Source organism: Nocardia sp. FBN12 (genome assembly GCF_054031145.1).
Genome location: NZ_CM132926.1, coordinates 6,901,945 through 6,928,778, shown reverse-complemented (window position 1 = coordinate 6,928,778; position 26,834 = coordinate 6,901,945). Strand labels below are relative to the sequence as shown.

Here is a 26,834-nt window from a genome sequence, read left to right as displayed (position 1 = left end):
CAGTGTCAGGCACCGGCGAAGTCGCGGTGACGACAGAATGAACGCCAGGCGGCTGAAACGGACCCCGCACCGCCCGCATCGACCTGCCCGCGCGGGCGACTTGACGACCAGCCGGTCCGCGCGAAGGATCGGGGTCGGCGGCTCGCCGAAGTGCAGGCGCGCGGTGGGCACCCGCGCCGACGAGCACGGAAGCCGCGCACAGCCTCCAGGAAATCGAGAACGGGACGCACGCAATGGAATTGAAGCCGGTGGTCATGTACCGCGAGATGTACGAGCGCGGTCACGACGAACTGCCCTCGGTATTCGACGCGCCCACCGGCACTGTCGAGGGCGATCGCGACCGGATTCTGAACTACATGCGCAAGGTCCGCGCCATCTTCGACGTGATGGGCGAATCCCCTGACCTGTTCACCAAGGACACCGATATCGAGGGCGGCCCCTCCCTGTACTCCGACGGCGTCTGGATCTGGCGCGAGGACTCGCTGAAGTACCTCGCCGAACAGCCCCTCACCCTGCCCGCCGAGTTCGTCGAACACGTCCGCGCCCTCGACTACATTCCCCAGAACTTCGACACCCGCGCCCCTGATTTCGACGCGGCGTTCCTGTCGTACTTCTGACGGCATCCGGGTCCGATCGAGCAGTCCGACAGCGGAGGGTTCACATTGGCTGACGACGAAGACATCTACGACGAAGAGATCCAGAAACTTCTGGACAGCCAGATCAGTCTCCACGACGCCGATGTGCGGATGGACGGCGACAGGGCACTGTACAAAGGCAAGCCGTTCACCGGCGACATCGTCGACGACAGGGACGGCACGATCGTCGAAGGATGCGAGTATGTCGACGGCGTGCGTGAGGGCTACTGCTACGGACGCTTCCCAGACGGCAGTCAGCGGTTCTTCGGCGAGTACCACCGCGGCCTGCCGGGCGGCCGTTGGACCTTCCGGAACGCGGCCGCAAGCATCGTCGAGGAGTACGAATTCGATCCGAGCGGCTGCCTGCGATACCGCAAACGCTGGAACGACGACGGTGTTCTGATCGAGGATTTCGACGCTCGAGCGATCGCCACACCCACCATCGCCGGCGTGCGTGACCGCGAAGATCCCGACATCCACTACGACTCCGCCACCGACACCCGCTACGACCGCAGCGAATTGTTCACCGGGCAACTTGCCGAATACACCTGGGTGACCCGCGATATCGTCGAACTGTCCTGGTACACCCGCGGCCACTGGGACGGGCCACAACTCGCCTGGCATACCCTCGGCAGCCGCAAGTACGCGGGCACCTCGACCCACGGACAGCACTTCGGTCTCTGGCTCGCCTGGCACGAAGACGGCACCCTCCGCCGACGCACCCTCTTCGGCCTCGACGGGACGACCGTGCTCCTCGAGGAATGGGACGAGAGCGGTCAGCGCACCGAACACACCGCCGCCGACGACGTTCGCGTCGACGAACTGCTCCATACCGAGTACGACGACGGCCGGCTCATCCGCGCCGGGATGCGAACCCCCACCGGGCCCGTCGGTTACTGGTGCACCTGGGATGCCACCGGCCGCATCCGCCGCGAAGACCATTACAGCCCTCGACACCAGCTGCTCCTGCGCAGGGACTGGGACGAAGAGGGCGCGCTCGACCGGCCTGCCGAAGGCTCCGCACTCCAACCGGACAGGACACAACTGTGACTGCTTGGCGCACGAGAACCCCCGAAGAAGTCGCCGACCTGGCAATCCGGTTGCGCGCCGTCGACTGGACCTGGCAACTCACCGAAATCCCCCGGATCGCTGAACACTTCGGTTGGACGGTCATCTCCAGCAAACCCGCGTGGGCCCTGCTCGACACCGGACTCGGCCCGGCCAGTGGAAAGGCGTTCGCCGACAACGGACTGGTCGAACGTCTCCAAGTCGACGCCAGCACAATCGGACCCGACACGATCGAGACCCGCACACAGGTGCACGCCACCTATACGGCCATGGCCGACGCCCTGGTCGCGGCACTGGGCGAACCAACCGCCGAAGCTGACGGTGACCTCCGAGAACTGCGCTGGGCACGACCTGATTCCACCCTGCTCCTGCAAGAACTGGCGCGTTCGATCAAGTTGTCCCTGGTCACCAACGAATGGCTGACCGGATTCGACCACCGAGTCCAACTCTCCCGGCAAGGACAGCTATGAGCGACTGGGCTAGCTTCGCCGACTACCTGGCCGCGGAGCTCGACGAACTCCCCATCACCTCCCGCGTGATCATTTTCGAACCGGCGCCGGCGCCCAGCCGGAGGTTCGTGCAATTCGCGAGAGATGAGGACGTGCTGTCTGCCCAACTCGTCGGCAACAAGTCACTCGAACCCGAGCGCCGGCCCGACGCGGCGGGCTGGCGTGCGATCACTCGCGCGGGTTGGCACCAGCCCGACGCGGCCAACGCCCACCTGTGGTGGATCGACTTCGATGCCCCGGTCACCATGGACGACTGCCGACGAGCCGCCGCCATCGCCGTCACCGGCCTCCGCGACGGTTACGGCATCACCGGCCCGGACGCCCTGGTGTACGACGCCTGGGTCGAGCGGGCCGGAAACCGCACCATCGATCTGCGCACGCTGGGACTGAAGCAGCAAAGGATGTAGATATTCATCCCGGGCACACAGGCCCCCAAGGAGAGCGCCGAGCTGGGAGCGGCTACGTCAGGCCGTTGCGGTTGCCGTTTTCCATCTTGTCGATGTAATCGGCGCTTTCGGTCTGGCCGTCGGCGAACTCGCCCATGGACTTGGCCATGGTCTTGACGTTGTCGCTGGTGTTGGTCCAGGAGGAGTCGTAGCCGTCGTTCCCGCCGGGGCCGTCGTTGAAGCTCTGGCCGAGTTTGTCGTTGCCCCAGACATTTCCGCGGCCGTTGAGCGAGGCGTTCAGCGTGTTGATGATGCCGGTGAGCTGATTGCCGACACTGCGCGACTTGCCTGCCGCGGTCCGGAAGTCGTCGGCGTCGTATTCGAATGTCATCGCGCTCATCCCTCCACAAGTGATGCCTGTCGAGCACATCACAACTCCGATGCGTGCGCAACAGCCTCGCACGATGGTGCGAACCGCGGATGACCCCGCCGTGAACGGCCGGTGCCCTAAGCGCTTGCCTCCCAGTGCGATTCCACGCGCGACATCATGCGCTCGATGGAAGCGTTGATCTTCCCGGTCAGGTCGGACCGTGACATCGGGGTAGCGATGGGGTTCTCGCTGGGGAGATCGATGCCGTAGCGCCCGTCGCCGGGGAGGTCACGCCACACCACGATGTCGCGATGCATGCCGCGTGAGCCGAACATGGACTGGTTCTGCAGGATATTGATGGTCCCGGTGCGATCGGCGGGACGGTTGAAGAACTCGGTGCTGCGCTCGACGATCGAGGTGTCGGCTTGCTCGAAGAACATCGAGGATCGCTGCCCGTACTCGTCGCCGGTGCCCGCGTCGGTGGCGAGCGGGATCACCCCGCCGACGCCGGCACCGGTATCCGGCATCAGGTCCACGATGGCGTCGGCCAGGCCGTGCGGTCCGATGTCGAGCACCGTGTAACCACCACTGTGGGTGGGGGTTTCACCCGGCAGCTGGTAGATCAGATAGCCGTTGGCACCGGCCCTCGCCGCCCTGGCCTTGAGCCACTGCTCGGCGTCGTCGCGCGCCCGGTCGTGCCAACCACGCAGCCGCACATACACTTCCGGCCGCTCCAGGACATCGAAGACCGAACGAAGCGTCGGGTCGACGGTGTCCTGCAGCCGCTGCCAGACCTGATACTTCTCCTGCTCGTAGTCCTCGTGCAGGCGAGTCCTGGACTGGAAGGTCAGCGGGCGCGGCAGATCGGTGCCGACGAATCGCTGCCACAGCACCCGGAATTCGATATCGGTGAGTTCCCACTGCTGCGTCACGCCTGCGCCTCCGGCCGCGCGTGCGCGAGCGAGTCGGTACTGCCGACTTCCACGGACTCGACCGGCGCCTCGATGATCTGGGCAGGCGCTTCGGTCGCCGACGATTCGGCGAGCAGACCGGTGAGCGGGGTGACGACCTCGCCCAAGCCCGACAGATTGGAGAAATCGGGCAGCGAGGCGCGCGGGAATGCCTCGCCCTCAGCCGTTTCGGTGCTCTCCCCCGGCACGCTCGCCCCGTCGACCGCTGTCGTCGCGGTCTCGATGCCGAGCAACTCCGCCAGCGGCGAGAGGGCGGGGTTGTCCGCGATCAGCTGGTTGATCTCGGGCGACTGCGACAGCAGTTCGGTCAGGTCGGGGAATTGCCCGAACAGGTTGCCGAGCTGGGTGAAATCGGGCAGGCCCGATGTGGCGCCGGTCGCGCCGGTGTCGGCCGATACCTGCTGCAGCGCGGTGGCCAGCGACGGCAGCGCCTGGGTGAGCGAGGAGACCGCGGAGGTGACCGCCGACATCACCGAGGACAGGATGCTGGACATGTCGCCCGAGCCGGACCCGCTCGACCCCGACGAGGACCCGGTCGAACCCGACGATCCGGTAGAACCCGACGTCTGACCGTTCACACCCTGCTGCGAACCGTTGGTGCCGTTCTGCTGGAGCGCCGCCGCCGCCTGCTGAGCGGCTTGCTGGGCGGCCTGCTGCTTGGCCACGTCGGGCGCGACTGCCTGCTGCTGGCCGCCACCTCCGGAATTGCCACTACCACCGGAGTTTCCGCTGCCACCGTTGTTGCCGGTGCCACCGTTGTTGTTATTTCCAGCGTTATTGTTATTGCCGTTATTGTTGTTGTTGTTGTTGTTATTGTTGTTATTGTTCTCGGGCGGCTTCACCGGCCCCTTCGGCGCGGCAGGCTCCGCCGCCGCCGGGAACAGCTTCTCGGTGTTGGTCACACCGTTGACATAGTGGCGCTCGTACCGATCGCGATTCTCCTGCAGATCGTCGTCGCACTTGTCTTCGGTCTCGATCGGCATCGACACCTTCGTCGCGTACAGCCAGTTCGCCGTGTACTCGAGATTCTGCTGCATCATCTTGAAGGAATCACTGGCCACCATCGCCGACTTGCCGAAAGTCGTGATCGCGGCCAAGGCGGCCTCGCCGCCCTGACTCTCCCACCGGTCGCCGGTGATCTCACCGAGCTTCTGCTCGAGGTTGTAGGCGGCGCCGTGCACGGCGTGGGCCATCGCCTCCCAGATCGGTGCGTCGTTGGCCACCTCCTGCCAGGAGATCCGCTGACCGAGGTCGTACATATCGCGCCAGGACATGTTGTCCGCGGCGCGGACCGGGATCCGCACGCCGACCGATTCCGCCGTCGCGGTGCCCGCGTGCTTCGGCACGTTCGCGGTCTCGATGTCGTAGTTGTGCTTCTCCATCTTGATATCCATGCCGGTGCCCTGTCGCACCTTGACATCGACTTCCCAATGCGCCGGGTAATAGCCGCCGGCCTGGGAGACCTCCCCCTTCATATCCTTGGCGCCGGGCGAGGAATTCACATTCTTCAGATCGCCCTTGAGGGCGGCGATGTTGTCGCCCGAGCCCTTGTCGGTCTCGGTGTACGACTCGCCTGCGGCCTTGAACATCGAGACAAGGTCCTCGAGCGAGTCGATATAGCGCCCGAGCAGGTCCTTGGCCTGGGTGGCCTCGGAGATGAACTTGGTCCGCAGCGGCGGCCCGGCATCGACCTGGCTGCCACCCAGCTTGGACTCGTCATAGTTGTTGAGGTCGTGGTCGCGGAACAGATTCTGGCAACCCTTGAACACCTCGATCGCCTGGCTGCACGCCTTGGCGGCCTCGAGCGCGGCTCCCGTCTCGACCTTGACCTTCGCCTTGCCCGCCAGCCCCTCGAAGGGAGAATCGCCCACGCCAACCGCTCCTCGCAGCACCCCACCGACGACCCTCGCGCAGTCGGCTCGATCGCATCGCAGTCTAGTGAGCGATGCGAAATATGCACAGCCACACGGAAACACCGATCTGCTTCAGGATGAACATCCGGGTTCCGCCGACGATCAGGCAACCGTCGCCGATCTGTGACAAACTCGAACAACCACCATCGGCCGGTTACGGCCGTGCTCGACCAATGGATGAGGCCCAGGATTGACGTCGCGACGGAACTGCTCATGGCCAACGTGGACACGTCAACTCGGCCCACGATTGACGTCGCGACGGAACTGCTCATGACCGACCTGAGCGACCTCGAACGGCGCGTCGCAGCCAATCGCGCCAATACCCGCAGCCAGCACGCCGACGATTACCTGAGCTTGGCCGGTTCACTCACCGAGCTGGCCCAGGGTCTGCTCGCCACCCGGGACGACCCGTCGGGGCGGGATCGCACGGCCGAGGCGTTGGAGCCCGCGCAGGAAGCGGTGGCGATCCGGCTGCACTGGCTGGTCGGAGGGTACGTCTCCTACGAGTACGCGGGTGCGTTGCAGGACGCGTTGCGGTTGTTCGAGCAGGCAACCCGGCTGGTCGGGCATCGACAGCTCGCGACCAACACCATTCGCAGTGCCTGCTCGGCGTATCGGCAGGTCGCGCAGGACTACCCGGATGTTTCGGCCATGTGCGCCGATGGGCTGTCCAAGTGTGGCGTGTGGTTGATGCGGCTCGATCACGATGCGGCGGTAGCGGCCAGCGAGTCGGCGGTGCGGATTCGGGCGGGGATGTACGCGCGCACTTCCGAACAGCCGGGCAAATACCTGGCGAGCCTGAGTTCCCTGTTGCGCACTCTGATGGTGGGGCGCTCGCGTAAGCAAGCCATCGCCAGCTATCGCACGTTGTACTCCGAGGTGACCACGACCGCGAGCACCGCGAAACTGCGCGAAACCCGGGTCGAGGAACTCGATCTCACGGTCAAGACCACGCAGGCGCTGGTGAAGCTCGGTGCGCACACCCTGGAACGCGCGGGGCGGCTGACCCAGCAGCAGATCCTGTACCAGTCGGGTGGCGACCTGGCCACAATCGACGAGATCAATTGGCGATTGGCGCTCGTCGGTCTCAAACCCCTCGCGGCAGGGGCGATGCCGGAGCCGCCGTCACGCCCGGTGGAGATCTCGGCGACCTATGGCGCGATCGCCGTTCGCTGTTCGGCACCGGACGGGCTCGAGCAGGTGCGGGCCGCGATCGTCGCCGCCTTCGCCCAGGACGGGGCCGAACCGGTCGACGCGGGCAGGTTCGCGGGCGTGCACGAGAAGCATTGGGGCGTCAAAGAACCCAAGACCAATCTCGACACGAAGCTCAGCGCCGACGTCGTGCTTGTCGAAAAGTCTTCCGGCAGCTGGATTTCGGTGAAGAGTCTCAACTGGGAGATCGGCGCACTCGGCAAACACCCACTCGCCGTTGCCCTTTCAGTGAAGTGGCCGGTGCTCACCGTCGCCACGATCGAGAAGATCTCCTACGAACTGTGCCTCTACGACAACGGCGTCGCCACCCAGTACGCCGCCCTCGGCAGACCGGCCGGGCAGGCACCGCTCGACACCCCGCTGGCCCCGCTGGATTTCGCGACACTGGCCGACTACGGCGCCGACTACGCCTCCGAAACCCAGGTCAGAGCCGCCTTCGGCAACGCCGAAATGTTCGCCAAGGTCACCGAACTCCCCGGCGCTGGCATCCGCCAGGCCGCGGAGAAAGCCCCGCTCACCGACTACGGCCCGAATATTCTGTTCTTCGGCGAGAACTGACCCGGTACCGGCGCAAGCCGGTCGACCACCACACGTTCGCCCAGACATCTGACGCCGCCTTGTGCACGGGAGTCGCCCCGGCATGCCGCGGAGCCCGGCCGCCCGGCATGATCGGTGCCTGTGCGAGTACTGCTGCAACGTGTGACCACCGCCCAGGTGAGCGTCGACGGTCAGGTCGTCGGACACATCGACCCGGCGTCGAAAGGTGTCCCCCACGGCCTGCTCGCCCTGGTCGGTGCCACCCACACCGACACCGAAGCCATCGCGAAAGCCCTGGCCGACAAGACCTATCGCCTGCGCATCCTCGACGGCGAACGCTCCGCCGCCGATCTCGACGCCCCCATCCTGGTCGTCAGCCAGTTCACCCTCTACGCCAACACCGCCAAAGGCCGCCGCCCCTCCTGGAACGCTGCCGCCCCCGGCCCCCTCGCCGAACCCCTGGTCGACACCTTCGCCGAAACCCTCCGCGAACTGGGCGCCACCGTAGCCACCGGCAAGTTCGGCGCCCACATGCAGATAGAACTCACCAACGACGGCCCGGTAACCGTCCTCCTCGAAGGCTGACTACACCTACAGATCCAGATGCAGCCGAAGCGCGCGATCCAGATCCGCGGCGAGCGTAGCGGTCAACCGCCCGACTACTCGGCCGACCCGATCGACCGACACCGATCGGACCTGCTCTGCGTGCGCTTTCGACACCACGCGCAACCCGACATCGTCGAGCAGGACCTGGAACGGGTACACCTGATCGACGTTGCTGGTGACGGGCACCACCGTGATCACACCACGACCCAACTGGTCTGCTCGCCGATTCGCGCCGTCATTACTGACGATCACCGCGGGACGAACCTTGTTGACTTCGTTCCCGCGAACCGGGTCGAAATCAACGAGCACGATATCGCCGCGGCGCATCAGGAAAGGCCGTCAGCGAGCGTTTCCGACCACGCCGCTTCCTCGCCTGCCGCATCCCACTCTTCCCACGCGGACTCGTAGGCATCTTCGAGCGCACGTGCGCGCAACAAGGCAATCGCCCGCTGGATGGCCGCCGAGCGCCCGGGCAGACCCGACCGGCAGACTTCCTGGTCGAGAACCTGCAGATCTTCCTCTGAAAGGCTCACGCTAAGCTTCATACCAATAATGCTACCAGGGTAGCAACTGTGGTAGTACCACGGCGGGCAACTACTTGTCGCCAGGTCGGTATGGAATGCCGTCGGCCGCGGGCGCCACAGCTTTCCCGATGAATCCGGCGACCACGACGAGGGTGACGATGTAGGGCAGCATGCCGAGGAATTCGGTGGGGATGGGGTTGCCGGGCATGGTGTTGAGGAAACGTTCCAGGGCGCTGGAGAAGCCGAACAGCAGGGCGGCCAGGAGGGCACCGATCGGCTTCCAGCGGCCGACGATCATCACCGCCAGCGCCACGAAGCCGAGAGCGGCGGTCATGTTCTTGCTGAAGGCCACGTTGTTGGCGATCGTGAAGAAGGCGCCGCCGAAACCAGAGAGGGCGCCGGCGCAGGTGACGTTCCAGAAGCGCAGGCGGTTGACGTCGATGCCCGCGGCGTCGGCCGCGGCGGGGTGCTCGCCGACAGCGCGGGTGCGCAGGCCCCAGCGGGTGCGAAACAGCAGGTACGAGAGCCCGAACACGCAGGCCAGCGCGACATAGACGAACAGGTTCTGGTCGAACAGCACCGGGCCGAGCACGGGGATGTCGGTGAGGAAACCGAGACCGATGTCGTGCAGGAACTCGCCGATGCGCGGCACCGTGCTCGGCTCGTTGAGCGAATGGTCCATGCGCATGAGCCGTTCGAACAGGAAGCCGGTCAGGCCGAGCGCGAGCAGATTGAGGATGACACCGGTGACCAGCTGATTGACCTCGAAGCGGGTCGCCAGCCAGGCCAGCAGCAGCGTCGAGAGCATCCCGCTGATCACCGCGGCCAGAATGCCGATGTAGGGATTGTCGGTGATCGAGGAGAAGAGCACCGCCGTGAACGCACCAGCCAGGAACTGCCCCTCGATCCCGAGGTTGATCACGCCCGAACGCTCACAGACCACACCGGACAGCGCACCGAAGATGAACGGCAGCGCCAGGAACAACGTCGACGCCAGCACGAACTCCACCGGGAACCCGACACCCGGCGTCACCACCCACGACAGCGCCGCGATCACCAGCGCCGCCACCGCCGCGCCGACGATCACCCCGTGCGCTCGCTGCGACAACGGCCGGGCGAGCAGCACAGCCCCGAGCACCACCGTCACCACGCTGAGAATCAAGACGATCACGAGAGTGCCGACAGTCCAACCACTTTCGACCGTCTGATCCAGCCGGAAGGTGGTGGTCCGCCCGCCATCGATGAACAGCAGCCCCAGCACGCCGAGACCGATACCCAGCACGATCAACACCGCCCCGGCCAAGCTGTGCCGGGTGGTCTCGGCCGTGACGACCGGTGACGCGGTAGTGGTACTCACCAGCCCCTCGCTTCCAGAGTGTTGAGCCCACCACGCGGTGTACGCAGGTGCAGCAGGGTTTTCACCAGCGCGGGCGCGGCGACGAACAGCACGATCACCGCCTGCAGCAAGGTCGACATCTCGACCGGAATGGCCGGCTGCATGTGCAACGTGCCCGATTTCAGCGCACCGAACAGCAGTGCCGCGGCCACGATCCCGCCCGGATGCGCCCGCCCGAGCAGTGCGACGGTGATCCCGTCGAACCCGAATTCCGCGACCGTCCCCGGATTGACCGTGTACGGATTGAGCCCGAGCACCAGTGCGGCACCACCCAACCCGGCGAGCCCGCCCGACACCCCCATCGTCGTGATGAAGGTGCGCCCGATGTCGATACCGGCCGTAGCCGCCGCGTGCGTATTGGCGCCGACCGCCCGAATCCGAAACCCGAAGGTGGATTTCCGCAGCAGCCACCAGATTCCGGCGGCCAGCGCCAACCCGATCAGCAACCCCGCACTCACCCGCAAGCCCGAACCTGCCCAGCCGAGCAGCCGTGGCAGCCGACCGGAGAAGTCCACCTGTTTGGAGACCAGCTCCTGCGAGGTCGTCGAATGGATGAACGTGGTGCCCAACGCCCACAACAGGAAATAGGTGGCGATGTTGTTCAGCATGATCGACGAAATAACCTCGTGTGCACCGGTTTTCGCCTTGAGTACGCCGGGAATCGCCCCGAGCAGACCACCGGCCAGCGCACCCGCGAGCAACGCCAGCGGCACGTGCAGCAGCGGCGGCAGGTCAAGCGCGAACCCGACGATCACCCCGCCGAGCATCCCGAAGATGAACTGCCCGTGCCCACCGATATTGAACAACCCGGCCCGGAAGGCCAGGCCGACGGCGAGTCCGGTGAAGATCAGCGGGGTCGCGTAGGTGAGCGTCTCCGAGATCGGCCGCAGCACCTGGGCCAGGGTCGCGTCGCCGTCGAAATACTGTTGCAGGCGCCCGAAGTCGATGATCGCGCCTTCGAACATGTCGCGATATCCGGTGCTCACCGCCTGCCACGAGAAGCTCAGCGCGTCGGCGGGCCGGTTGAAGAAGTAGCCCCAGGCACTGCGGACCGACGCGTCGGAGACGATGATCAGCAAGGCACCGATCGCGAAGGCCAGCAGCAACGAGTAGATCGTCACCATCACGCTGTTGGCTTCGGTCAGGTATCCGATGAAAGTGCGGCCGACGTCGCGCTTTTCGGGTTTACGCTCGCCGGGTGAGTCGATGTCTGGCTCGGTGGTGGTACTCGGCATGAATGTCCTCAGCTCGCGGGGGCTGGATCTGCGGGACGGTGGCCTGCCATCAGCTGGCCGATGATCTCGCGCGGCGTGTCCGGAGCGAGCACACCGACGATCTGCCCGTTGTGGATCACCGCGATGCGGTCGGACAGGGCCAGGATCTCGTCCAGCTCGGCGGAGATGAGCAGGACCGCGGTCCCCGCATCACGTTCGGCGACCAGGCGGCGGTGGATGAACTCGATGGCACCGACATCCACGCCGCGGGTGGGTTGGGCGGCCACCAGAACCGAACGCGGCCTGGAGAATTCGCGCGCGATCACGACCTTCTGCTGATTGCCGCCCGACAGCGCCGACACCAGCTCACCCGGCCCCCTGGTGCGGATATCGAAATCGGCGATGGCCTTGTCCGCCAGGGTTCGTACCGCCGCCGCGTCGACTACGCCCCGATGCGACAGCGGTTTGTCGCGGTACTGATTGAGCACGAGGTTCTCGGCGACGGTGAAATCGGCGGCCAGCCCGTCGCGGCCGCGATCCTCCGGGATGTAGCCGAGCCCGGCGACAATACGCCGATACGGGTCCCGCCCGGTGACCGCGACACCGCCCATGTCGATCGAGCCACTCGCGGGTGTGACAGTCCCCAGCACCGCCCTGGCCAGCTCGGTCTGACCGTTGCCCTCGACCCCGGCCAACCCGACGATCTCACCGGCCCGCACAGCCAGATCCAGTCCGTCGAGCATCGGTGTGCCGCGCTCGCCGAGCACCGTCAGATTCTTGATATCCAGCGCGACCTCGCCCGGCTGCGCCGGCGGTCGATCCACGGTCAACACGACCGACCGCCCGACCATCGCCGCCGCCAGCTCGGCCTCGCTGTCATCGGGTGAAGCCTCGGCCACGACCTTCCCGCGCCGCAGCACGGTGATCGTGTCCGCGATGGCCTTCACCTCTTTGAGCTTGTGGCTGATGAAGATCACCGACATCCCCGAGGCCGTGAGATTGCGGATGATCCCGAGCAATTCGGCGACTTCGGGTGGTGTGAGCACCGCGGTCGGTTCGTCCAGAATCAGCAAATCCGTCTTACCCGACAGCGCCTTCACGATCTCGACCCGTTGCTGCACGCCGACGGGCAGCTCCTCGCAGATCGCGTCCGGGTCGAGCGCCAGCCCGTACTGCTCGGACACCTCCAGCACCGCCCGCCGCGCGGTCGCGCGATCCAGACTCCCCCGCTTGACGTGTTCGCGCCCCAGCTGCACATTGTCGGCGACACTGAACGGCCCGACCAGCTTGAAATGCTGATGCACCATGCCGATTCCCGCCGCGATGGCATCGCCCGGCGAACGCAGACGCACCGGCTCGCCATCGATCAGGATCTGGCCACTGGTCGGTTCGAGGATGCCGTACAGCATGTTCATCAGCGTCGACTTGCCCGCGCCGTTCTCCCCGAGAATCGCGTGCACCTGGCCCGGTTCGACGACCAGGTCGACACTGTCGTCGGCGAGGAAAGAGCCGAATGCCTTGGTCAAGCCCTGTACTTCGAGTCGCATGATTGTCCTCAGAGCTTCGGGGCGGCCGGGGAATTGATCACGATCTTGCCGTCGACGATGTCGCGTCGCAGCGCGATGAGCTCCTGCTTCAGCGGCTCGGGCACCTTCGCCTCGAAGTCGTGGAACGGTGCGAGCCCGACCCCGGCATTACTCAAGGTGCCCACGTATCGACCATCCTTGACGCCCTCGCCGTAGGCATTGTCGATCGCCACGCGCACCGCGGCGGAGATGTCCTTCATCGAGGACGACAGCATGATGTCCTTGTACTCCGGAACCGCCTCGTACCCATCGGAATCCACCCAGATCATGGACACGTTCGGCGAATCCTGCGCGGCGGAGGCACCGCCCATCCCGACCGGCCCGGCGACCGGGTGGATCACATCGGCACCCTGGGCGATGAAGTTCTCGGTGAGCGAGCGACCGGCGCTCGTATCGTCGAAATTGCCGGTGAACGAACCGTTCTGGTCCTCGACGTCCCAGCCGAGCACAGCGATCGCGGTGCCGTGCGCCGCGTTGTATCCGGCCACCCCGGCGGCGAACCCGTCCATGAAGATGGTCACCGCCGGAATCTGCATGCCACCCCAGGTGGCGACCCGGCCGGTCTTGGACATACCCGCCGCGAGATAGCCTGCGAGATAGGAGGATTGGGCCGCGTTGAATTCCATCGAGTAGACATTGTCCAACTCGACATGCGCGTCGACGATCGCGAAACGCTGATCGGGGTACTCCGCGGCCACCTGTGCCACCGCCTCGGCCATCAGGCCGCCGACGCCGATCACCAGATCGCAGTCGTCGTCGGCCGAGGCTCGCAAGTTGGGTTCGTAGTCGGCGGAGCTGTTGGACTGACGGTAGGAGCCGTAGACGCCGGGGTTGGCGTCGATCGCGGCTTTCACCCCGTTCCAGCCCGATTCGTTGAACGACTTGTCGTCGACACCACCCGCGTCGGTCACCATGCAGGTCTCGAAACCCGCGTTCGCCGTGCCGTAGGTGTTGCCCGACCCCGTGTAGCGCGTGTTCGGCGGCGGCTCGGCACAACCGGCGAGCAGTGCCGTGGCCGCGCAAGCGACCAGCGCGATGCGAGATCTCATCACTCAGAGATACAGGATCACACCGGCGAACAGACGGATTAGAAAGATTAATTCACCGGCGAAGTCGCCGGCGGAGCTACTCCGGGCGCAGGGTGAGGATGCGCGGGCCGTCCTCGGTGACAGCGACGCTGTGCTCCCAATGCGCGGCGCGCGACCCGTCGGTGGTGACCACCGTCCAGTCGTCGTCGAGCGTCTTGGTGTCGGTGGTGCCGAGCGTGAGCATCGGCTCGATCGCCAACACCGACCCGACCACCAGGCGCGGGCCCTTGCCGGGTGCGCCTTCGTTGGGCAGGAAGGGATCCATGTGCATCTCGCGGCCGATGGCGTGGCCACCGTAACCGTCGACGATGCCGTACTGCCGACCGTGCGCCTGCTCGGCCGCCCGGGTACCCAGCTCGATGGCGTGCGAGACGTCGGTCAGCCGGTTGCCCGGCTGCATCGCCGCGATACCGGTCTCCATCGAGAGCCGCGTGGCCTCGCTCAGGAGCTGATCGGCTTCGATGATATTGCCGATGCCGAACGTCCACGCGGAGTCGCCGTGCCAACCGTCGAGGATGGCGCCGCAGTCGATGGAGACGAGATCGCCCTCGGCGAGAATTTCCTTCGCCGAGGGGATCCCGTGGACCACACGGTCGTTGACCGAAGAGCAGATCGAGCCGGGGAAGCCGTGATAACCCTTGAACGACGGGACAGCGCCCGCGTCACGGATCGTCGCCTCGGCGACCTCGTCGAGCTCCAGCGTCGAAACGCCGGGCTTGGCCGCCGCGCGAACGGCGACCAGCGTCCGTCCGACGATCGCGCCGGCTGCCTGCATGGCATCCAGCTCGCCCGCCGAACGGAACGGCACGACCTTCTTCTTACGGTTGAAGACCATCCGGCCTCAGTACTCCGATCGGGGCTCATCCCCGCTCACGCGGGGAGGGAGAGCTACTTGCCGAGCGCGGCGAGCGCCCGTGCGTTGACTTCGTCGACCTCGCCGACACCTTCGACCGTCACGACCAGGCCGTCGTAGTACTCGAGCAACGGCTCGGTCTCCTCGCGGTAGACGCGCAGGCGGTTGTCGATCACCTCTTCGGTGTCGTCGGCACGGCCGCGCGCGAGCATCCGCTCCTTGAGCAGCGACTCGGGCACCACGAAGCACAGCACCGCGTCGACCTTGGTGCCGTGGTGCTCGAGGATCTTCTTCAGTGCGTCGCCTTGGTCGACCGTGCGCGGGTAGCCGTCGAGCACGAAGCCGTTCGAGGCGTCCGGCTCGGCCACGCGGGCCTCGACCATGCGGTTGGTGACGTCGCTGGGGACCAGGTCGCCCGCGTCCATGTACTTCTGCGCCTCGCGACCGAGAGCGGTCTGCTGACTGATATTCGCGCGGAAGAGGTCTCCGGTGGAGATGTGCGGAACGCCCAGCTTCTCTGACAGCAGGACGGCCTGAGTACCTTTGCCGGCACCCGGCGGACCGAGCAGAACAACTCTCACTTGAGGAACCCTTCGTAATTTCGATTCATCAGCTGGCTCTCGATCTGCTTGACCGTGTCGAGACCCACGCTGACCATGATGAGCACCGCGGCACCGCCGAACGCCATGTTCGCCGACTGGCCCGTGCTGCCCCCGCCGAGGAAAATGCTCGGGAGCACGGTGACCACACCGAGGTAGATCGAGCCAGGCAGGGTGATGCGGCTCAGGACGAAGTTCAGGTAGTCGGCGGTCGGCTTACCGGGCCGGTAGCCCGGGATGAAGCCACCGAACTTCTTCATCTCGTCGGCGCGTTCCTCCGGATTGAAGGTGATCGCGACGTAGAAGTAAGTGAAGAACACGATCAAGCCGAAGTAGATGGCGATATAGACCGGGTTGCTCGGGTCGACCAGGTACTTCTGGATGATCTCCTGCCACCAGCTCGGCTCCGTCGCCGTGCTGGATCCGGTCAGCTGCGCGACCAGGTTCGGCAGGTAGAGCAGCGAGGACGCGAAGATCACCGGGATGACACCGGCTTGGTTGACCTTCAACGGCAGGTACGTCGACGAACCGCCGTACATCTTGCGACCGACGACGCGCTTGGCGTACTGCACCGGAATCCGGCGCTGACCCTGCTCGACGAAGATCACGGCCACGATGATCGCCAGCACGGCAGCGCACACCAGGCCGAAGACCAGACCACCGCGGGTATCCAGAATGGCCTTGCCGTCGAGCGGAATACGCGCGGAGATACCGGCGAAGATGAGCAGCGACATGCCGTTACCGACACCGCGCTCGGTGATCTGCTCGCCGAACCACATGACCAGGCAGGCACCGGCGGTCATCACCAGCACGATGATGATCATGCCGAAGATGCTGGTATCGGCCAGAATCGGCTTGTTACAGCCCTGCAGCAGCTGCCCGCGGGCGGCGAGCGCGACGAGACCGGTGGCCTGCAGGATCGCCAACGCGACCGACAGGTACCTGGTGTACTGCGTCATCTTGGTCTGGCCGGATTGGCCTTCCTTGCGCAGTTCCTCGAACCGCGGGATGACGACGGTCAGCAGCTGGATGATGATGCTCGCGGTGATGTACGGCATGATGCCGATCGCGAACACCGAGAGCTGCAGTAGCGCACCACCGGAGAAAAGGTTGATGAGCTGGTAGATACCGGCGGAATCCCCACCGGAGACCAGCTTCACGCAGTCCTGGACCGCGCGGTAGTCGACACCGGGGGACGGCAGCGCGGCACCCAACCGGTACAGCGCGATCAACCCCAGCGTGAAGAGAATCTTCCGCCGTAAGTCCGGAGTCCGGAAGGCCGATACGAAGGCGGAAAGCACAAATCCTCCTGGCGAACGACATGGTCATGCCATGCGACTGGACCACTGGACAGCATGTGGAATCGTCAGCCGATGACGAGCTTGGCAGACAACACTTGGAACTCTAACAGTGACACCGGACGAGCTCGCGACTCGTCCGGTGTCAGCTGTTGACTACAGTACCGTCAGGCCAGTTCGGTGACAGTGCCACCGGCGGCGGTGATCTTCTCCTTGGCGGAGCCGGTCACCTTGTCGGCGGTCACCTGGATGGCGACACCGATCTCGCCGTCGCCGAGAACCTTGACGAGCTCGTTCTTGCGAACGGCGCCGGCCTCGACCAGTTCTGCCTTACCGATGACGCCGCCCTGCGGGAACAGCTCGGCGATGCGACCAACGTTGACGACCTGGTACTCGACCCGGAAGCGGTTGGTGAAGCCGCGAAGCTTCGGCAGACGCATGTGCAGCGGCATCTGGCCACCCTCGAACGCCGCGGGGACGTTCTTGCGTGCCTTGGTGCCCTTGGTACCGCGACCGGCGGTCTTACCCTTGGAACCCTCACCGCGACCCACACGGGTCTTCTCGGTCTTGGAGCCAGGGGCGGGACGCAGGTGGTGCAATTTGATGGTCATGTCTAGACCTCCTCAACTGTTACGAGGTGGCGCACGACGTTGATCAGACCGCGGTTCTGAGCGTTGTCCTCACGAACCACCGACTGGCGGATCTTCCGCAGACCAAGCGTCCGCAGGCTGTCGCGCTGGTTCGACTTGGCACCGATCGTGCTCTTGATCTGAGTCACCTTGAGATCAGCCATGTCAGGCTCCCTGTCCCGCACGCGCACGCAGCATGCCCGCCGGAGCGACGTCCTCGATCGGCAGACCGCGACGAGCGGCAACCTCTTCGGGACGCTGGAGCATCTTGAGCGCGGCGACCGTCGCGTGAACGACGTTGATCGCGTTGTCGCTACCGAGCGACTTGGCCAGAATGTCGTGAATGCCTGCGCATTCGAGCACGGCGCGAGCCGCGCCGCCCGCGATCACACCGGTACCGGGCGAAGCCGGACGCAGCATGACCACACCGGCCGCCGCCTCACCCTGAACCGGGTGGGTGATGGTCGAGCCGATCATCGGGACGCGGAAGAAGCTCTTACGAGCCTCCTCGACGCCCTTCTGGATGGCCGCGGGAACTTCCTTGGCCTTGCCGTAGCCGACGCCGACCAGACCGTTGCCGTCACCGACGATCACGAGGGCGGTGAAGCTGAAGCGACGACCACCCTTCACGACCTTGGAGACACGGTTGATCGCGACTACGCGCTCGAGCTGGTTCTTCTCGGCCGCATTGTCACGACGGTCGCCGCCACCGCGACGATCGCCACCGCCACGACGGTTGCCCTCGGGGCCTCCGGCGTTGCTGTTGGAGTTGCTGTTGGGTCCGGCGGGTCCGCTGCCGCCGTCACGCCGCTGACGTCCCGGCATCAGACGTTCCTTCCGTTGGAAATAATGGTCATCAGAACTTCAGCCCGCCTTCACGAGCGGCATCGGCCAGCGCCGCGATACGGCCGTGGTAGTCGTGACCACCACGGTCGAACACGACCGCCTCGATACCGGCAGCCTTGGCACGCTCGGCGATCAGCTGACCGACCTTCGCGCCCTTGGCGGACTTGTCACCTTCGAGCGCGCGCACGTCGGCCTCGATCGAGGAAGCGGCGGCAATGGTCTTGCCCACCGAGTCGTCGATCAGCTGAGCGTGCAGGTGGCGCGCGGAGCGGTTGACCACCAGGCGCGGACGCTCGGTGGTGCCTTCGACCTTCTTACGAAGACGGAAGTGACGGCGGGTCTTCGACAGGCGACGCTTCGTGGAAGCGTCCTTGCCCAGCGGAATCCGCTTCGCCTTCTGGTTAGCAGTTTGCGCCATGATCACTTACCCGTCTTTCCGACCTTGCGGCGAACGACCTCGCCGGCGTAGCGGATGCCCTTGCCCTTGTACGGGTCGGGCTTACGCAGTCCGTGGATGACAGCGGAGATCTGACCGACCGCCTGCTTGTCGATGCCGGACACCGAGAACTTGGTGGGCGATTCCACCGCGAAGGTGATGCCTGCCGGGGCCGTGATCGGCACCGGGTGGCTGTAACCGAGGGCGAACTCGAGGTTCGAACCCTTGGCCTGAACGCGGTAACCGACGCCGAAGATTTCCATCTTCTTCTCGTAGCCCTTGGTGACACCCTCGACCATGTTGGCGATCAGGGTGCGGGAAAGGCCGTGCAGCGAACGGTTCGCGCGCTCGTCGTTGGGACGAGCAACCTCGAGCTCATTACCTTCACCCTTGGTGACGGTGATGGGCTCGGCCACGGTGTGCGACAGGGTGCCCTTGGGCCCCTTGACCGTGACAACCTGGCCGTCGATGTTGACGTCGACGCCGGCCGGAATCTCGATGGGCTTCTTACCAATACGCGACATTAGTCCTGACCTCCCTTACCAGACGTAGGCGAGGACTTCGCCCCCGACGCCCTGCTTGGCCGCCTGACGGTCGGTGAGCAGACCGGTCGACGTGGAAATGATCGCCACGCCGAGGCCGCCGAGGACCTTGGGCAGATTGGTGGACTTCGCGTACACACGCAGACCCGGCTTCGAGACGCGACGCAGGCCCTGCAGGCTGCGCTCACGGCTGGGGCCGTACTTCAGATCGACGACGATGGCCTTGCCAACGGTCGCGTCTTCGGTGCGGTAATCGGAGATGTAGCCCTCACGCTTGAGGATCTCGGCGATGTTCACCTTGATCTTCGAGTGGGGAGCCTTCACCTGATCGTGGTACGCCGAGTTGGCGTTGCGCAGACGCGTCAAGAAGTCTGCGATCGGATCAGTCATGGTCATGGTTAGACCTCGACACCTTTCTCGCTGCGGTTCCCATGCAACATCTCCGGCGTTCGCACGCAGGTGACCGTGGGCCTACAACAATTCGGCTGGTCCGGTCGGCACTTACCGACCGGATGAGTTCTCTTGCGAGCTCTCGGCGCCTGGGGCGATCCGCTCACGTGGAGCGGACACAGATCTGCCCAGGCAACCGCTCTAGTGTAGGCAATGCCGTGGTCAGGACAAAACCCGGGGTCAGGCGATCTCCGTCACGCGGCCGTATGGTCCGCCCTGGCGCCCGCCTTCGAGGTGATCAGGATCGCCGAGGCCGAGACGCCGGTGGCGACGATCAACATCATCTCACCGCCCACCACCGTGCTCATCAAGCCACCGAGCAGGGCGCCGACGCCGAAGGCCGCGTACTGCAACCCGTAGCCGAGCCAATCGCGCGAGCTACCCCCGCTGACATGGCTTTCGATGCCCTGGCTCAGTTTGACGACCGTTCCGGTGGCGTAGCTGAGCGGAACGCTCGTCTCGCCGTTCTTGACGAACGCGGTGTTCAGCGCGCCCACCGCGAAGGCGACGAACGCGATCGGGATGAATCCCACGTCCGATCCGCCGGTGCGGTCGAGGGCGTAATCGACGACCGCCGCCACCGCGAGCGCCACCGTGGTGACCACCGACGCTCCGTAGTGGCCACTGCGCCACAGCCGTCGGCGGAGCAACGAGGCGACGAACACACCGAGCCCGAAGGAAAAGAGCAGGGTGATGGCACCGGTGGCCAGCAATTGATCGTTGTCGAACCAGCCGAGAACGGCGCGCTCGGTATTGCCGGTCATAAATGTCACGAAATATCCGGCGGAATGTGTATAAGCTGCCGCGCCGATAAATCCCGCCAATATCGAAAGAAAGGCGACCATCGGCATCGCGCCCGCGGGAATGCCACGTAGCGGCGGCCGGTGGGCCAGGTCACGCGGCTTGTTTACTGTGGTCAGGGTCACGAACTCACATCCTCTGCATTCGTCCGGCAAGGGATCGACACTGACACCCATCTACACGCTGCATTCTCACGCAACCACCCCGACAGTAGCGACGAAAGAAATCGCCGACCAGCCTCGGGATCACATTCTCGGGAAAGACACAGAAAAATGAGATGCCGGTAATGCTGCGGTAACCGAAAAATTCGAAATCAATTCCGGATATTCCCTTCGCGGACTGCGGGTGACCTGCGACGATGCCGCCGCAGGAGGCCGACCAGGGATCGAATTGTGTTAAGTACCAACCACTTTGCGTTCGTGAGCGCTGCTCACGATGTGGTAGCTTCGCGAGGTTCGTCGGATCTGCGCAGGAGGCTCGGCCGTTGTCTTCCCACCGTGCGTGCCGCCGGGGCTCGGCCTCTCTACTCGCCGCACTGCTCGGGATCGGCGTGCTCGTCGCGCCCGCGCATGCTGCGGCCGATCCCTATGTCGATCCGCTCGCCGAGGCGGCCGCCACTCCCACGCTGGCGTGGGAGGGTTGCGCGGACGGGTTCGAATGCGCGTCGGCCGAGGTACCGCTGGACTACAACCGCCCAGGGGCCGCCCAGATCGACCTGGCTGTGATCAAGTTGCCCGCGTCCGATCCCGACCGGCGCATCGGAACACTGTTCGTCAACTTCGGCGGGCCTGGCCCCTCCGGCGTGGATCGACTCCGCGAACGGGCCCGCTGGCAGTGGCTGTTCTCCGACGAACTGCGCGCCCGCTTCGACCTGGTCTCCTGGGACCCGCGCTCGGTCTCGCGCAGCGCGGGTACCCAGTGTTTCGCCGGTGCCGCCGAGCAGTCGAGCTACCTCGGCTCGTTCCCCGGAACACCGACCGATCCACGCGACGAACCCGCCTTCTTCGCCGCCGCCGCCGACATCGCCGACCGCTGCGCCCGCAACGCGGGCCCGATCCTGCACCACGCCTCCACCGCCAACACCGCCCGCGACCTGGACCTACTGCGCCGCGCGGTCGGCGACGAGTCGCTGACCTTCCACGGCATCTCCTACGGCACCCAGGTCGGCGCGGTCTACGCCAATATGTTCCCCGGCCGGGTCCGCGCGATGGCGTTCGACGGTTCCCTCGACTTCGAGGGCAATGTGAACGGCCACGGTGCCGACGGCGTGAATCTGCCGCTCGACACCCGGCAAGGCGTCGCCGCGGGCATCGCCGAAACCTTCGACACCTTCCTGCGCGACTGCTCCGCCGCGGGTCCACGCTGCGCGTTCGCCGCGGGCGACCCGAAACTCAAGTGGATCGCACTGGCCGAACGCGCCCGCCTCGCCCCGATCACGGTCGACGGAACCGCATGGACGTTCTCCCAGATAGTGAGCACCGCGGGCAGCTTGTCCCGCCCCGAAACCTACCCCGACCTGGCGATTTTTCTGCAAAGCCTCTTCGATGCGGTGACGGTCCTGCCCGTCCGGAACCCCGATGCCCTCTTCGCGAGTGACCACCCCGCCAATCGCGTCGAGGCCTTCTACACGATCCAATGCGCCGACAGCACCGTCCCGACAGACCCCGCCGTCTACAGCCGCGCGGCCGCGGCCGCCGACCTCCAGTCCCGCTACTTCGGCCGAACCGCCGTCTTCAACGCCACCCCCTGCGCCTTCTGGCAGGCCGAGGACCGAGACCGCTACACCGGCCCATGGAACCGCGAAACCGCCGCCCCGATCCTCGTCCTCAACAGCCGCTACGACCCGGCCACTCCCCTAGCCGGCGCGAAAGCTGGCGCGGCCCAACTAAACCGGGCCCAGGTAGTCGTCATCGAAGGCGCGGGCCACAGCTCCATGTACGTCCAGAGCACCTGCGCCGAACACCTCAAACGCGACTACCTGTTCACCGCCCAACTCCCACCGGCAGGCATCAGCTGCGGAATCGACCGCTCCCCGTTCAGCTGAACATGCAGAGCAAGTCGTAGAGCGGCGGCTTCTCGACGCTGCCGGTAGCGAACAGGATTCCCGCGATCGGCGAACAGATCAGCGCGGTCTCCGACGAACCCGACCCTCCCGACCCGGAATCAGCGATAGGGGCGGCGGACGCGACAGCAGGCGCCCCGAGGAGCGCGACGGAAAAGACAGCGACAGTGGCGAACTTCTTCATCCGCCCAAAGAACACACCGCCACGCCTCAATGGAGTGAAATGACTACATTTCATCAAAAGTCGGTGAGATCCCACAAACCCTGGGGCGCAGTGGCGTCCGTCTATCATCGAGCCATGACGAACGCGCATCCCCAGCGCCCCGACCTGCCCGAATACATGACGTGGGAAGAGCTCGAGCAACTCCCCGAGGAAATCGCCTCATGCATCGAACTGTGGGATGGGCGGGTGGTCTGGACGCGGCGTGGGCCAGGAGAACATCAGGAAGCCAGCAACCTGCTGTGGAGCACTCTCCGCCGAGACGCCAAGCGCGCGATGACCAACGAGCCCGAGAAGTGCTGGCAGGTTCGCACCGAGACGAACGTCTTCTTCGGCCAGCACGGCAAATCTGACTTCGTGACTCCAGATTTCATGATCCATCGATGCCTGGACAAGGCGTACGCCCACGTTCGCGCGGACGATGCGGTCCTGGTCGGCGAGGTTCTCTCCCCGTCGAACACTGCTGCCGAAATGGAAGCCAAACGAGCCCGATACGCCGCCGCGGGCATACCGTGGTACTGGGAAGTCACCCTCCATCCGCGGCGCAGCGAGATCGCGTATGTGCAGGTATATGGCCTGGCATCCGGGACCGGGGCCTTACCGGCGGGCGTTTCACCGCTCCACAAGGCCAACTACCTCCTGGCCGGTGCATGGTCACCGGCCGACTCCACTGAAATCACCATCAACTTCCCGTTCCCGATCACCATCGGGTGGCCTGAGCTGTCGCTCTGACCGCTGTGCACCAACCGCTCCGAAACGCACGAAGACACGGACTTCACGCGGAAGTCCGTGTCTTCGTTCGATATTCGCCTAGGCGGGTGCGCTCACGAGGAGCGCGAGCTCACCAGGAGCTCTTGTGCACGCCCGGGAGCTCACCGCGGTGCGCCATTTCGCGGACGCAGATACGGCACAGGCCGAACTTGCGGTAGACCGCGTGCGGGCGACCGCAACGCTGGCAGCGGGTGTAGGCGCGAACCGCGAACTTCGGCTTCGCCTCGGCCTTGATGCGCAGTGCTTTCTTAGCCATGTGCTCAGTTCTCCTTGAACGGGAAGCCGAGGTGCTTCAGCAGCGCGCGGCCTTCTTCGTTGTTGGTCGCCGTGGTGACAACCGTGATGTCCATACCGCGCGGGCGGTCGATGGAATCCACGTCGATCTCGTGGAACATCGACTGCTCGCTGAGGCCGAACGTGTAGTTGCCGTTGCCGTCGAACTGCTTCGGCGACAGGCCGCGGAAGTCGCGGATACGGGGCAGCGCGATGGACACGAGACGGTCCAGGAACTCCCACATACGGTCGCCACGAAGGGTGACCTTCGCGCCGATCGGCATGCCCTCACGCAGCTTGAACTGCGCGATCGACTTGGTGGCCTTACGGATTTCGGGCTTCTGGCCGGTGATCAGCTCGAGGTCCTTGACGGCACCGTTGATCAGCTTCGCGTCACGGGCGGCGTCGCCGACACCCATGTTCACGACGACCTTGACGACGCCGGGGATCTGCATCACGTTGGCGTACTCGAACTCGCCGTTCAGCGCGTCCTTGATCTCGGCGCGGTAGCGCGCCTTCAGCCGGGGCTGAGTCTGCTCAGAGGTGGTCATGTCAGATGTCCTTCCCGTTTTTACGGGAGATCCGGACGCGCTTGCCGGACTCTTCGTCGGTGCGGTAGCCGACGCGAGTCGGGTTACCGTCGGAGTCGACGACCATCACGTTGGAAACCTGGATGGGGGCTTCCTGGGTGACGATGCCACCCGAGGACGCGCCACGCTGGTTCGCGGAGTCCGCGACGTGCTTCTTGATGCGGTTCACGCCTTCGACGAGAACCTTGCCGGTCGCCGGGAAGGCCTGAATGACCTTGCCCTTGGCGCCCTTGTCCTTGCCCGAAATGACGAGCACGGTGTCACCCTTGTGCACCTTCATAGTCAGAGCACCTCCGGGGCCAGCGAAACGATCTTCATGAAGCGCTTGTCACGCAGCTCGCGGCCGACCGGGCCGAAGATGCGGGTGCCACGAGGATCGTTGTCCGGCTTGATCAGCACGGCAGCGTTCTCGTCGAACTTGATGTAGGAACCGTCCGGACGACGACGCTCCTTGGTGGTGCGAACGACGACAGCCTTGACGACGTCGCCCTTCTTCACGTTGGCGCCGGGGATGGCGTCCTTCACGGTGGCGACGATGATGTCACCGATACCGGCATAGCGACGCGACGAGCCACCGAGCACGCGGATGCAAAGGATTTCCTTCGCTCCGGTGTTGTCGGCGACGCGCAGTCGCGACTCCTGCTGAATCACTTCAGCACCTCCTGGACCTGGATGTATACGTACGCCGGATTGCCGACCCGACGCACATGGTCAGTCGCCCTCCGGACGCGCGCCTGCCAGCGGTTTTGTCCACCACTGGGGGTTCACTGCCGGATTGCGAGGGCATAGCTCCCGCAGGCAACCGTTCTAGTGTAGGTGAATCCCCAGGAAGAACCGAATCGGGGTCGATCCGCCGCATTACGCCGCTCAACTAGGTAAACCGGTTTACCCTTATTCAGGTAAACCCATTTACCTACTCGGAGGCGAAGTGGACAAGCCCGATCGTATCGTCGGCCGCGATCGCCAGTGGGGTGCGGTAGAGCGCTTCCTCTTCGACGGCGGCTTCGACGGCCCACTCCGACTCGGTCTCGTCTCCGGCCGCCGCCGCACCGGCAAAACCCAACTCCTCGCCGAGGCATGTCGCGAGGTCGGCGGCCTGTACACGGTCTGCGTCCAGGACGAGGGCGACTTGGCCGCCCGACGTCGCTTCGCCGCCGACATCAGCGGACACCTGTTGACCACCCCCATGTCGGCTGATCCACCCGACTGGGAAACGCTGCTGCGTTCCGCACTGGAAGTCGCCGAGCGAACAACTCCCCGAGGCAGACCACCGCTTGTCGTCATCGACGAGTTTCCGTACGCCGTAGCGCACGCACCGGAACTTCCGTCGATCCTGCAACACCTCTACGACCGAGTCCAACGTGGCAGCGGACTCACCGGCCGGTTGATCCTGTGCGGTTCCGCGCTCAGCGTGATGCACGAGTTGCTCTCGGGCGCGAAACCGCTGCGTGGTCGCGTCATGCTCGATCTGAGAATGCCGCCGTTGGACTATCGCGAGGCAGCCCATCTCTGGGGAATCGCCGACCCTCAGGTCGCCTTCCGCGTACATGCCACGGTGGGCGGCATCCCTGGCTACCGTCCGCTGATCCTGGGCACTCCACGCAGCGTCACCGAATTCGACGACTGGGTGACTACGAACCTCCTCGCCGTCGACTTCGGGGTATTCACCCACAGCGAAGTCGACCATCTACTCCGCGAGGATCCCCGAATCACCAGTCGCGCAATATATTTCGACATTCTCAGCGCGATCGCGGCTGGCGCCCACACGCCGACGGCGATCGGCGGCGCCATCGGCAGAGATGCCAACGCCGTCCGCTACCAACTGGGGGTCCTCGAGTCGGCGGGCTATATTTCCCGCGCGTCCGACCTCCTGCGCGCCCGGAAACCGACGATCACCGTGGCGGACCCACTGATCAGATTCGACCGCCTGATCACCGCGCCCCACCTCGGTCAACTCGAATTCGGCCGGGCCGCGCGAGTCTGGGCCGCGGCCGCGCCGACGTTCCGATCGAACATCCTCGGTGCCCACTTCGAGCAACTCGCGCGCGACTGGGCAGGCCGTTTCGCCCCCGACGAACTGAACCGCCCCGACGGTTTCGGCGACATCGGATTCGCGACCGTGCAGGACAATGCGGGGCGCGCCAAGCACGAAATCGACGTTCTCGGCGTCAGCGGCCGCTCGATCACGCTGATCGGTGCGGCGAAAGCCACCCTCGGCCGACGAGGGATCGCCGACTTGGCGCGGCTGGACCATATCGCCGGCATTCTCCGCACGTCCGACTACGACACAGCCGACTCGACGATCGTGTTGTTTGCGTCGTCGGGGTTCACGAGCGAGCTGGAACAGGCGGCCGCGCACCGCCGCGATGTCGAATTGGTCGACTTGGATCGGCTGTACGGCGGCTAGAGAATTCGGCGGGGCCGCAGCGGCCGAGCAAGCCCGATCAGG

General features: G+C 65.2%; 33 protein-coding genes. 9 read left to right on the top strand and 24 right to left on the bottom strand.

From position 1 onward, the window contains the following. Positions 1-233: 233 nt before the first annotated feature. From ACWZHB_RS32600 to ACWZHB_RS32585, 4 genes are read left to right on the top strand one after another with little or no spacing between them, the layout of a single operon-like run. Positions 234-617, top strand: coding sequence for a hypothetical protein (locus tag ACWZHB_RS32600; RefSeq protein WP_427905535.1), 384 nt, complete (start codon positions 234-236; stop codon positions 615-617). A 45-nt stretch (positions 618-662) separates the two neighbouring features. Beyond that, positions 663-1,685 (top strand): toxin-antitoxin system YwqK family antitoxin, encoded by a 1,023-nt coding sequence (locus ACWZHB_RS32595; RefSeq protein WP_427905534.1) that lies wholly within the window; start codon positions 663-665, stop codon positions 1,683-1,685. Further along, on the top strand, positions 1,682-2,173 hold the full coding sequence (locus tag ACWZHB_RS32590; protein WP_427905533.1) for a DUF6301 family protein: 492 nt from the start codon (positions 1,682-1,684) through the stop codon (positions 2,171-2,173). Before ACWZHB_RS32595 ends, ACWZHB_RS32590 begins: the two co-directional genes overlap by 4 nt. Continuing rightward, positions 2,170-2,619 (top strand): TY-Chap domain-containing protein, encoded by a 450-nt coding sequence (locus tag ACWZHB_RS32585; protein WP_427905532.1) that lies wholly within the window; start codon positions 2,170-2,172, stop codon positions 2,617-2,619. The genes ACWZHB_RS32590 and ACWZHB_RS32585 overlap by 4 nt, the downstream gene beginning before the upstream one ends. Positions 2,620-2,671: 52 nt before the next feature. Here ACWZHB_RS32585 and ACWZHB_RS32580 read toward each other — a convergent pair whose 3' ends face one another. The 3 genes from ACWZHB_RS32580 to ACWZHB_RS32570 all read right to left on the bottom strand — a co-directional run bounded on the left by ACWZHB_RS32580 (position 2,672) and on the right by ACWZHB_RS32570 (position 5,810). Then, the gene (locus ACWZHB_RS32580; protein ID WP_427905531.1) at positions 2,672-2,989 is read right to left on the bottom strand and encodes a hypothetical protein; all 318 of its coding nucleotides are present in this window, start codon (positions 2,987-2,989) and stop codon (positions 2,672-2,674) included. Positions 2,990-3,105: 116 nt separating this feature from the next. Then, positions 3,106-3,900, bottom strand: a complete 795-nt coding sequence (locus tag ACWZHB_RS32575) for an ESX secretion-associated protein EspG (protein WP_427905530.1) — start codon at positions 3,898-3,900, stop codon at positions 3,106-3,108. Next, a complete protein-coding gene (locus ACWZHB_RS32570) occupies positions 3,897-5,810 on the bottom strand; it encodes a hypothetical protein (RefSeq protein WP_427905529.1) in 1,914 nt (637 codons plus the stop codon). The genes ACWZHB_RS32575 and ACWZHB_RS32570 overlap by 4 nt, the downstream gene beginning before the upstream one ends. Positions 5,811-6,122: 312 nt before the next feature. Here ACWZHB_RS32570 and ACWZHB_RS32565 point away from each other — a divergent pair, with 312 nt between their 5' ends. Together ACWZHB_RS32565 and dtd are read left to right on the top strand one after the other, a co-directional pair. Continuing rightward, positions 6,123-7,622 (top strand): hypothetical protein, encoded by a 1,500-nt coding sequence (locus tag ACWZHB_RS32565; RefSeq protein ID WP_427905528.1) that lies wholly within the window; start codon positions 6,123-6,125, stop codon positions 7,620-7,622. Positions 7,623-7,742: 120 nt separating this feature from the next. Continuing rightward, entirely contained in the window at positions 7,743-8,186 is a 444-nt protein-coding gene (gene dtd, locus ACWZHB_RS32560) for a D-aminoacyl-tRNA deacylase (RefSeq protein WP_427905527.1), read from the top strand. 6 nt (positions 8,187-8,192) lie between these two features. Here the strand turns inward: dtd and ACWZHB_RS32555 are convergent, their stop codons facing one another. The 16 genes from ACWZHB_RS32555 to ACWZHB_RS32480 form a co-directional block, all read right to left on the bottom strand. Beyond that, positions 8,193-8,537: a type II toxin-antitoxin system PemK/MazF family toxin gene (locus tag ACWZHB_RS32555; RefSeq protein ID WP_427909373.1), complete on the bottom strand. Its 345-nt coding sequence runs from the start codon at positions 8,535-8,537 to the stop codon at positions 8,193-8,195. After that, entirely contained in the window at positions 8,534-8,740 is a 207-nt protein-coding gene (locus tag ACWZHB_RS32550; RefSeq protein WP_427905526.1) for a ribbon-helix-helix protein, CopG family, read from the bottom strand. Before ACWZHB_RS32550 ends, ACWZHB_RS32555 begins: the two co-directional genes overlap by 4 nt. 61 nt (positions 8,741-8,801) lie before the next feature. After that, on the bottom strand, positions 8,802-10,088 hold the full coding sequence (locus ACWZHB_RS32545; RefSeq protein WP_427905525.1) for an ABC transporter permease: 1,287 nt from the start codon (positions 10,086-10,088) through the stop codon (positions 8,802-8,804). Beyond that, the gene (locus ACWZHB_RS32540) at positions 10,085-11,362 is read right to left on the bottom strand and encodes an ABC transporter permease (RefSeq protein WP_427905524.1); all 1,278 of its coding nucleotides are present in this window, start codon (positions 11,360-11,362) and stop codon (positions 10,085-10,087) included. The genes ACWZHB_RS32545 and ACWZHB_RS32540 overlap by 4 nt, the downstream gene beginning before the upstream one ends. A gap of 8 nt (positions 11,363-11,370) precedes the next feature. After that, on the bottom strand, positions 11,371-12,888 hold the full coding sequence (locus tag ACWZHB_RS32535) for an ABC transporter ATP-binding protein (RefSeq protein WP_427905523.1): 1,518 nt from the start codon (positions 12,886-12,888) through the stop codon (positions 11,371-11,373). 8 nt (positions 12,889-12,896) lie between these two features. Next, positions 12,897-13,976, bottom strand: coding sequence for a BMP family lipoprotein (locus ACWZHB_RS32530; RefSeq protein ID WP_427905522.1), 1,080 nt, complete (start codon positions 13,974-13,976; stop codon positions 12,897-12,899). 76 nt (positions 13,977-14,052) lie between these two features. Continuing rightward, positions 14,053-14,850: a type I methionyl aminopeptidase gene (gene map, locus ACWZHB_RS32525; protein ID WP_427905521.1), complete on the bottom strand. Its 798-nt coding sequence runs from the start codon at positions 14,848-14,850 to the stop codon at positions 14,053-14,055. 53 nt (positions 14,851-14,903) lie between these two features. Beyond that, positions 14,904-15,449 (bottom strand): adenylate kinase, encoded by a 546-nt coding sequence (locus ACWZHB_RS32520; RefSeq protein ID WP_427905520.1) that lies wholly within the window; start codon positions 15,447-15,449, stop codon positions 14,904-14,906. Then, positions 15,446-16,768: a preprotein translocase subunit SecY gene (gene secY, locus ACWZHB_RS32515; protein ID WP_427905519.1), complete on the bottom strand. Its 1,323-nt coding sequence runs from the start codon at positions 16,766-16,768 to the stop codon at positions 15,446-15,448. The genes ACWZHB_RS32520 and secY overlap by 4 nt, the downstream gene beginning before the upstream one ends. A 164-nt stretch (positions 16,769-16,932) precedes the next feature. Further along, positions 16,933-17,376, bottom strand: coding sequence for a 50S ribosomal protein L15 (gene rplO / locus ACWZHB_RS32510; protein WP_101464424.1), 444 nt, complete (start codon positions 17,374-17,376; stop codon positions 16,933-16,935). Positions 17,377-17,378: 2 nt separating this feature from the next. Further along, complete coding sequence (rpmD, locus tag ACWZHB_RS32505; RefSeq protein ID WP_056819257.1) at positions 17,379-17,558, bottom strand: 50S ribosomal protein L30; 180 nt, start codon at positions 17,556-17,558, stop codon at positions 17,379-17,381. 1 nt (position 17,559) lies between these two features. Next, a complete protein-coding gene (gene rpsE, locus ACWZHB_RS32500; RefSeq protein WP_378919123.1) occupies positions 17,560-18,219 on the bottom strand; it encodes a 30S ribosomal protein S5 in 660 nt (219 codons plus the stop codon). 31 nt (positions 18,220-18,250) lie between these two features. Further along, entirely contained in the window at positions 18,251-18,658 is a 408-nt protein-coding gene (rplR, locus tag ACWZHB_RS32495) for a 50S ribosomal protein L18 (protein WP_266296784.1), read from the bottom strand. A 2-nt stretch (positions 18,659-18,660) separates the two neighbouring features. Then, on the bottom strand, positions 18,661-19,200 hold the full coding sequence (gene rplF / locus ACWZHB_RS32490) for a 50S ribosomal protein L6 (protein ID WP_378953800.1): 540 nt from the start codon (positions 19,198-19,200) through the stop codon (positions 18,661-18,663). Between the two features lie 15 nt (positions 19,201-19,215). Continuing rightward, a complete protein-coding gene (gene rpsH, locus ACWZHB_RS32485) occupies positions 19,216-19,614 on the bottom strand; it encodes a 30S ribosomal protein S8 (protein WP_410873947.1) in 399 nt (132 codons plus the stop codon). Between the two features lie 248 nt (positions 19,615-19,862). Further along, entirely contained in the window at positions 19,863-20,594 is a 732-nt protein-coding gene (locus ACWZHB_RS32480) for a YoaK family protein (RefSeq protein WP_427905518.1), read from the bottom strand. Between the two features lie 359 nt (positions 20,595-20,953). Here ACWZHB_RS32480 and ACWZHB_RS32475 point away from each other — a divergent pair, with 359 nt between their 5' ends. Beyond that, on the top strand, positions 20,954-22,513 hold the full coding sequence (locus ACWZHB_RS32475; protein ID WP_427905517.1) for an alpha/beta hydrolase: 1,560 nt from the start codon (positions 20,954-20,956) through the stop codon (positions 22,511-22,513). On the opposite strand, the gene ACWZHB_RS32470 is transcribed toward ACWZHB_RS32475, so the two are convergent. Next, on the bottom strand, positions 22,506-22,715 hold the full coding sequence (locus ACWZHB_RS32470; protein ID WP_427905516.1) for a hypothetical protein: 210 nt from the start codon (positions 22,713-22,715) through the stop codon (positions 22,506-22,508). The two genes, ACWZHB_RS32475 and ACWZHB_RS32470, sit on opposite strands and share 8 nt — an antisense overlap. Positions 22,716-22,829: 114 nt before the next feature. Here ACWZHB_RS32470 and ACWZHB_RS32465 point away from each other — a divergent pair, with 114 nt between their 5' ends. Next, a complete protein-coding gene (locus ACWZHB_RS32465; RefSeq protein WP_427905515.1) occupies positions 22,830-23,483 on the top strand; it encodes a Uma2 family endonuclease in 654 nt (217 codons plus the stop codon). 109 nt (positions 23,484-23,592) lie between these two features. Here the strand turns inward: ACWZHB_RS32465 and ACWZHB_RS32460 are convergent, their stop codons facing one another. Genes ACWZHB_RS32460 through rplN form a run of 4 tightly spaced genes read right to left on the bottom strand, consistent with a single transcriptional unit; the run spans position 23,593 to position 25,036 of the window. Further along, positions 23,593-23,778 (bottom strand): type Z 30S ribosomal protein S14, encoded by a 186-nt coding sequence (locus ACWZHB_RS32460; RefSeq protein WP_056818387.1) that lies wholly within the window; start codon positions 23,776-23,778, stop codon positions 23,593-23,595. 4 nt (positions 23,779-23,782) lie between these two features. Next, on the bottom strand, positions 23,783-24,346 hold the full coding sequence (rplE, locus tag ACWZHB_RS32455; RefSeq protein ID WP_056818389.1) for a 50S ribosomal protein L5: 564 nt from the start codon (positions 24,344-24,346) through the stop codon (positions 23,783-23,785). Position 24,347: 1 nt separating this feature from the next. Then, the gene (gene rplX / locus ACWZHB_RS32450) at positions 24,348-24,665 is read right to left on the bottom strand and encodes a 50S ribosomal protein L24 (protein ID WP_056818391.1); all 318 of its coding nucleotides are present in this window, start codon (positions 24,663-24,665) and stop codon (positions 24,348-24,350) included. A 2-nt stretch (positions 24,666-24,667) separates the two neighbouring features. Continuing rightward, positions 24,668-25,036, bottom strand: a complete 369-nt coding sequence (rplN, locus tag ACWZHB_RS32445; protein ID WP_056818394.1) for a 50S ribosomal protein L14 — start codon at positions 25,034-25,036, stop codon at positions 24,668-24,670. A 277-nt stretch (positions 25,037-25,313) separates the two neighbouring features. Between rplN and ACWZHB_RS32440 the strand changes: the two genes are divergently transcribed. Continuing rightward, positions 25,314-26,792, top strand: a complete 1,479-nt coding sequence (locus ACWZHB_RS32440) for an AAA family ATPase (protein WP_427905514.1) — start codon at positions 25,314-25,316, stop codon at positions 26,790-26,792. Positions 26,793-26,834 lie beyond the last annotated feature (42 nt).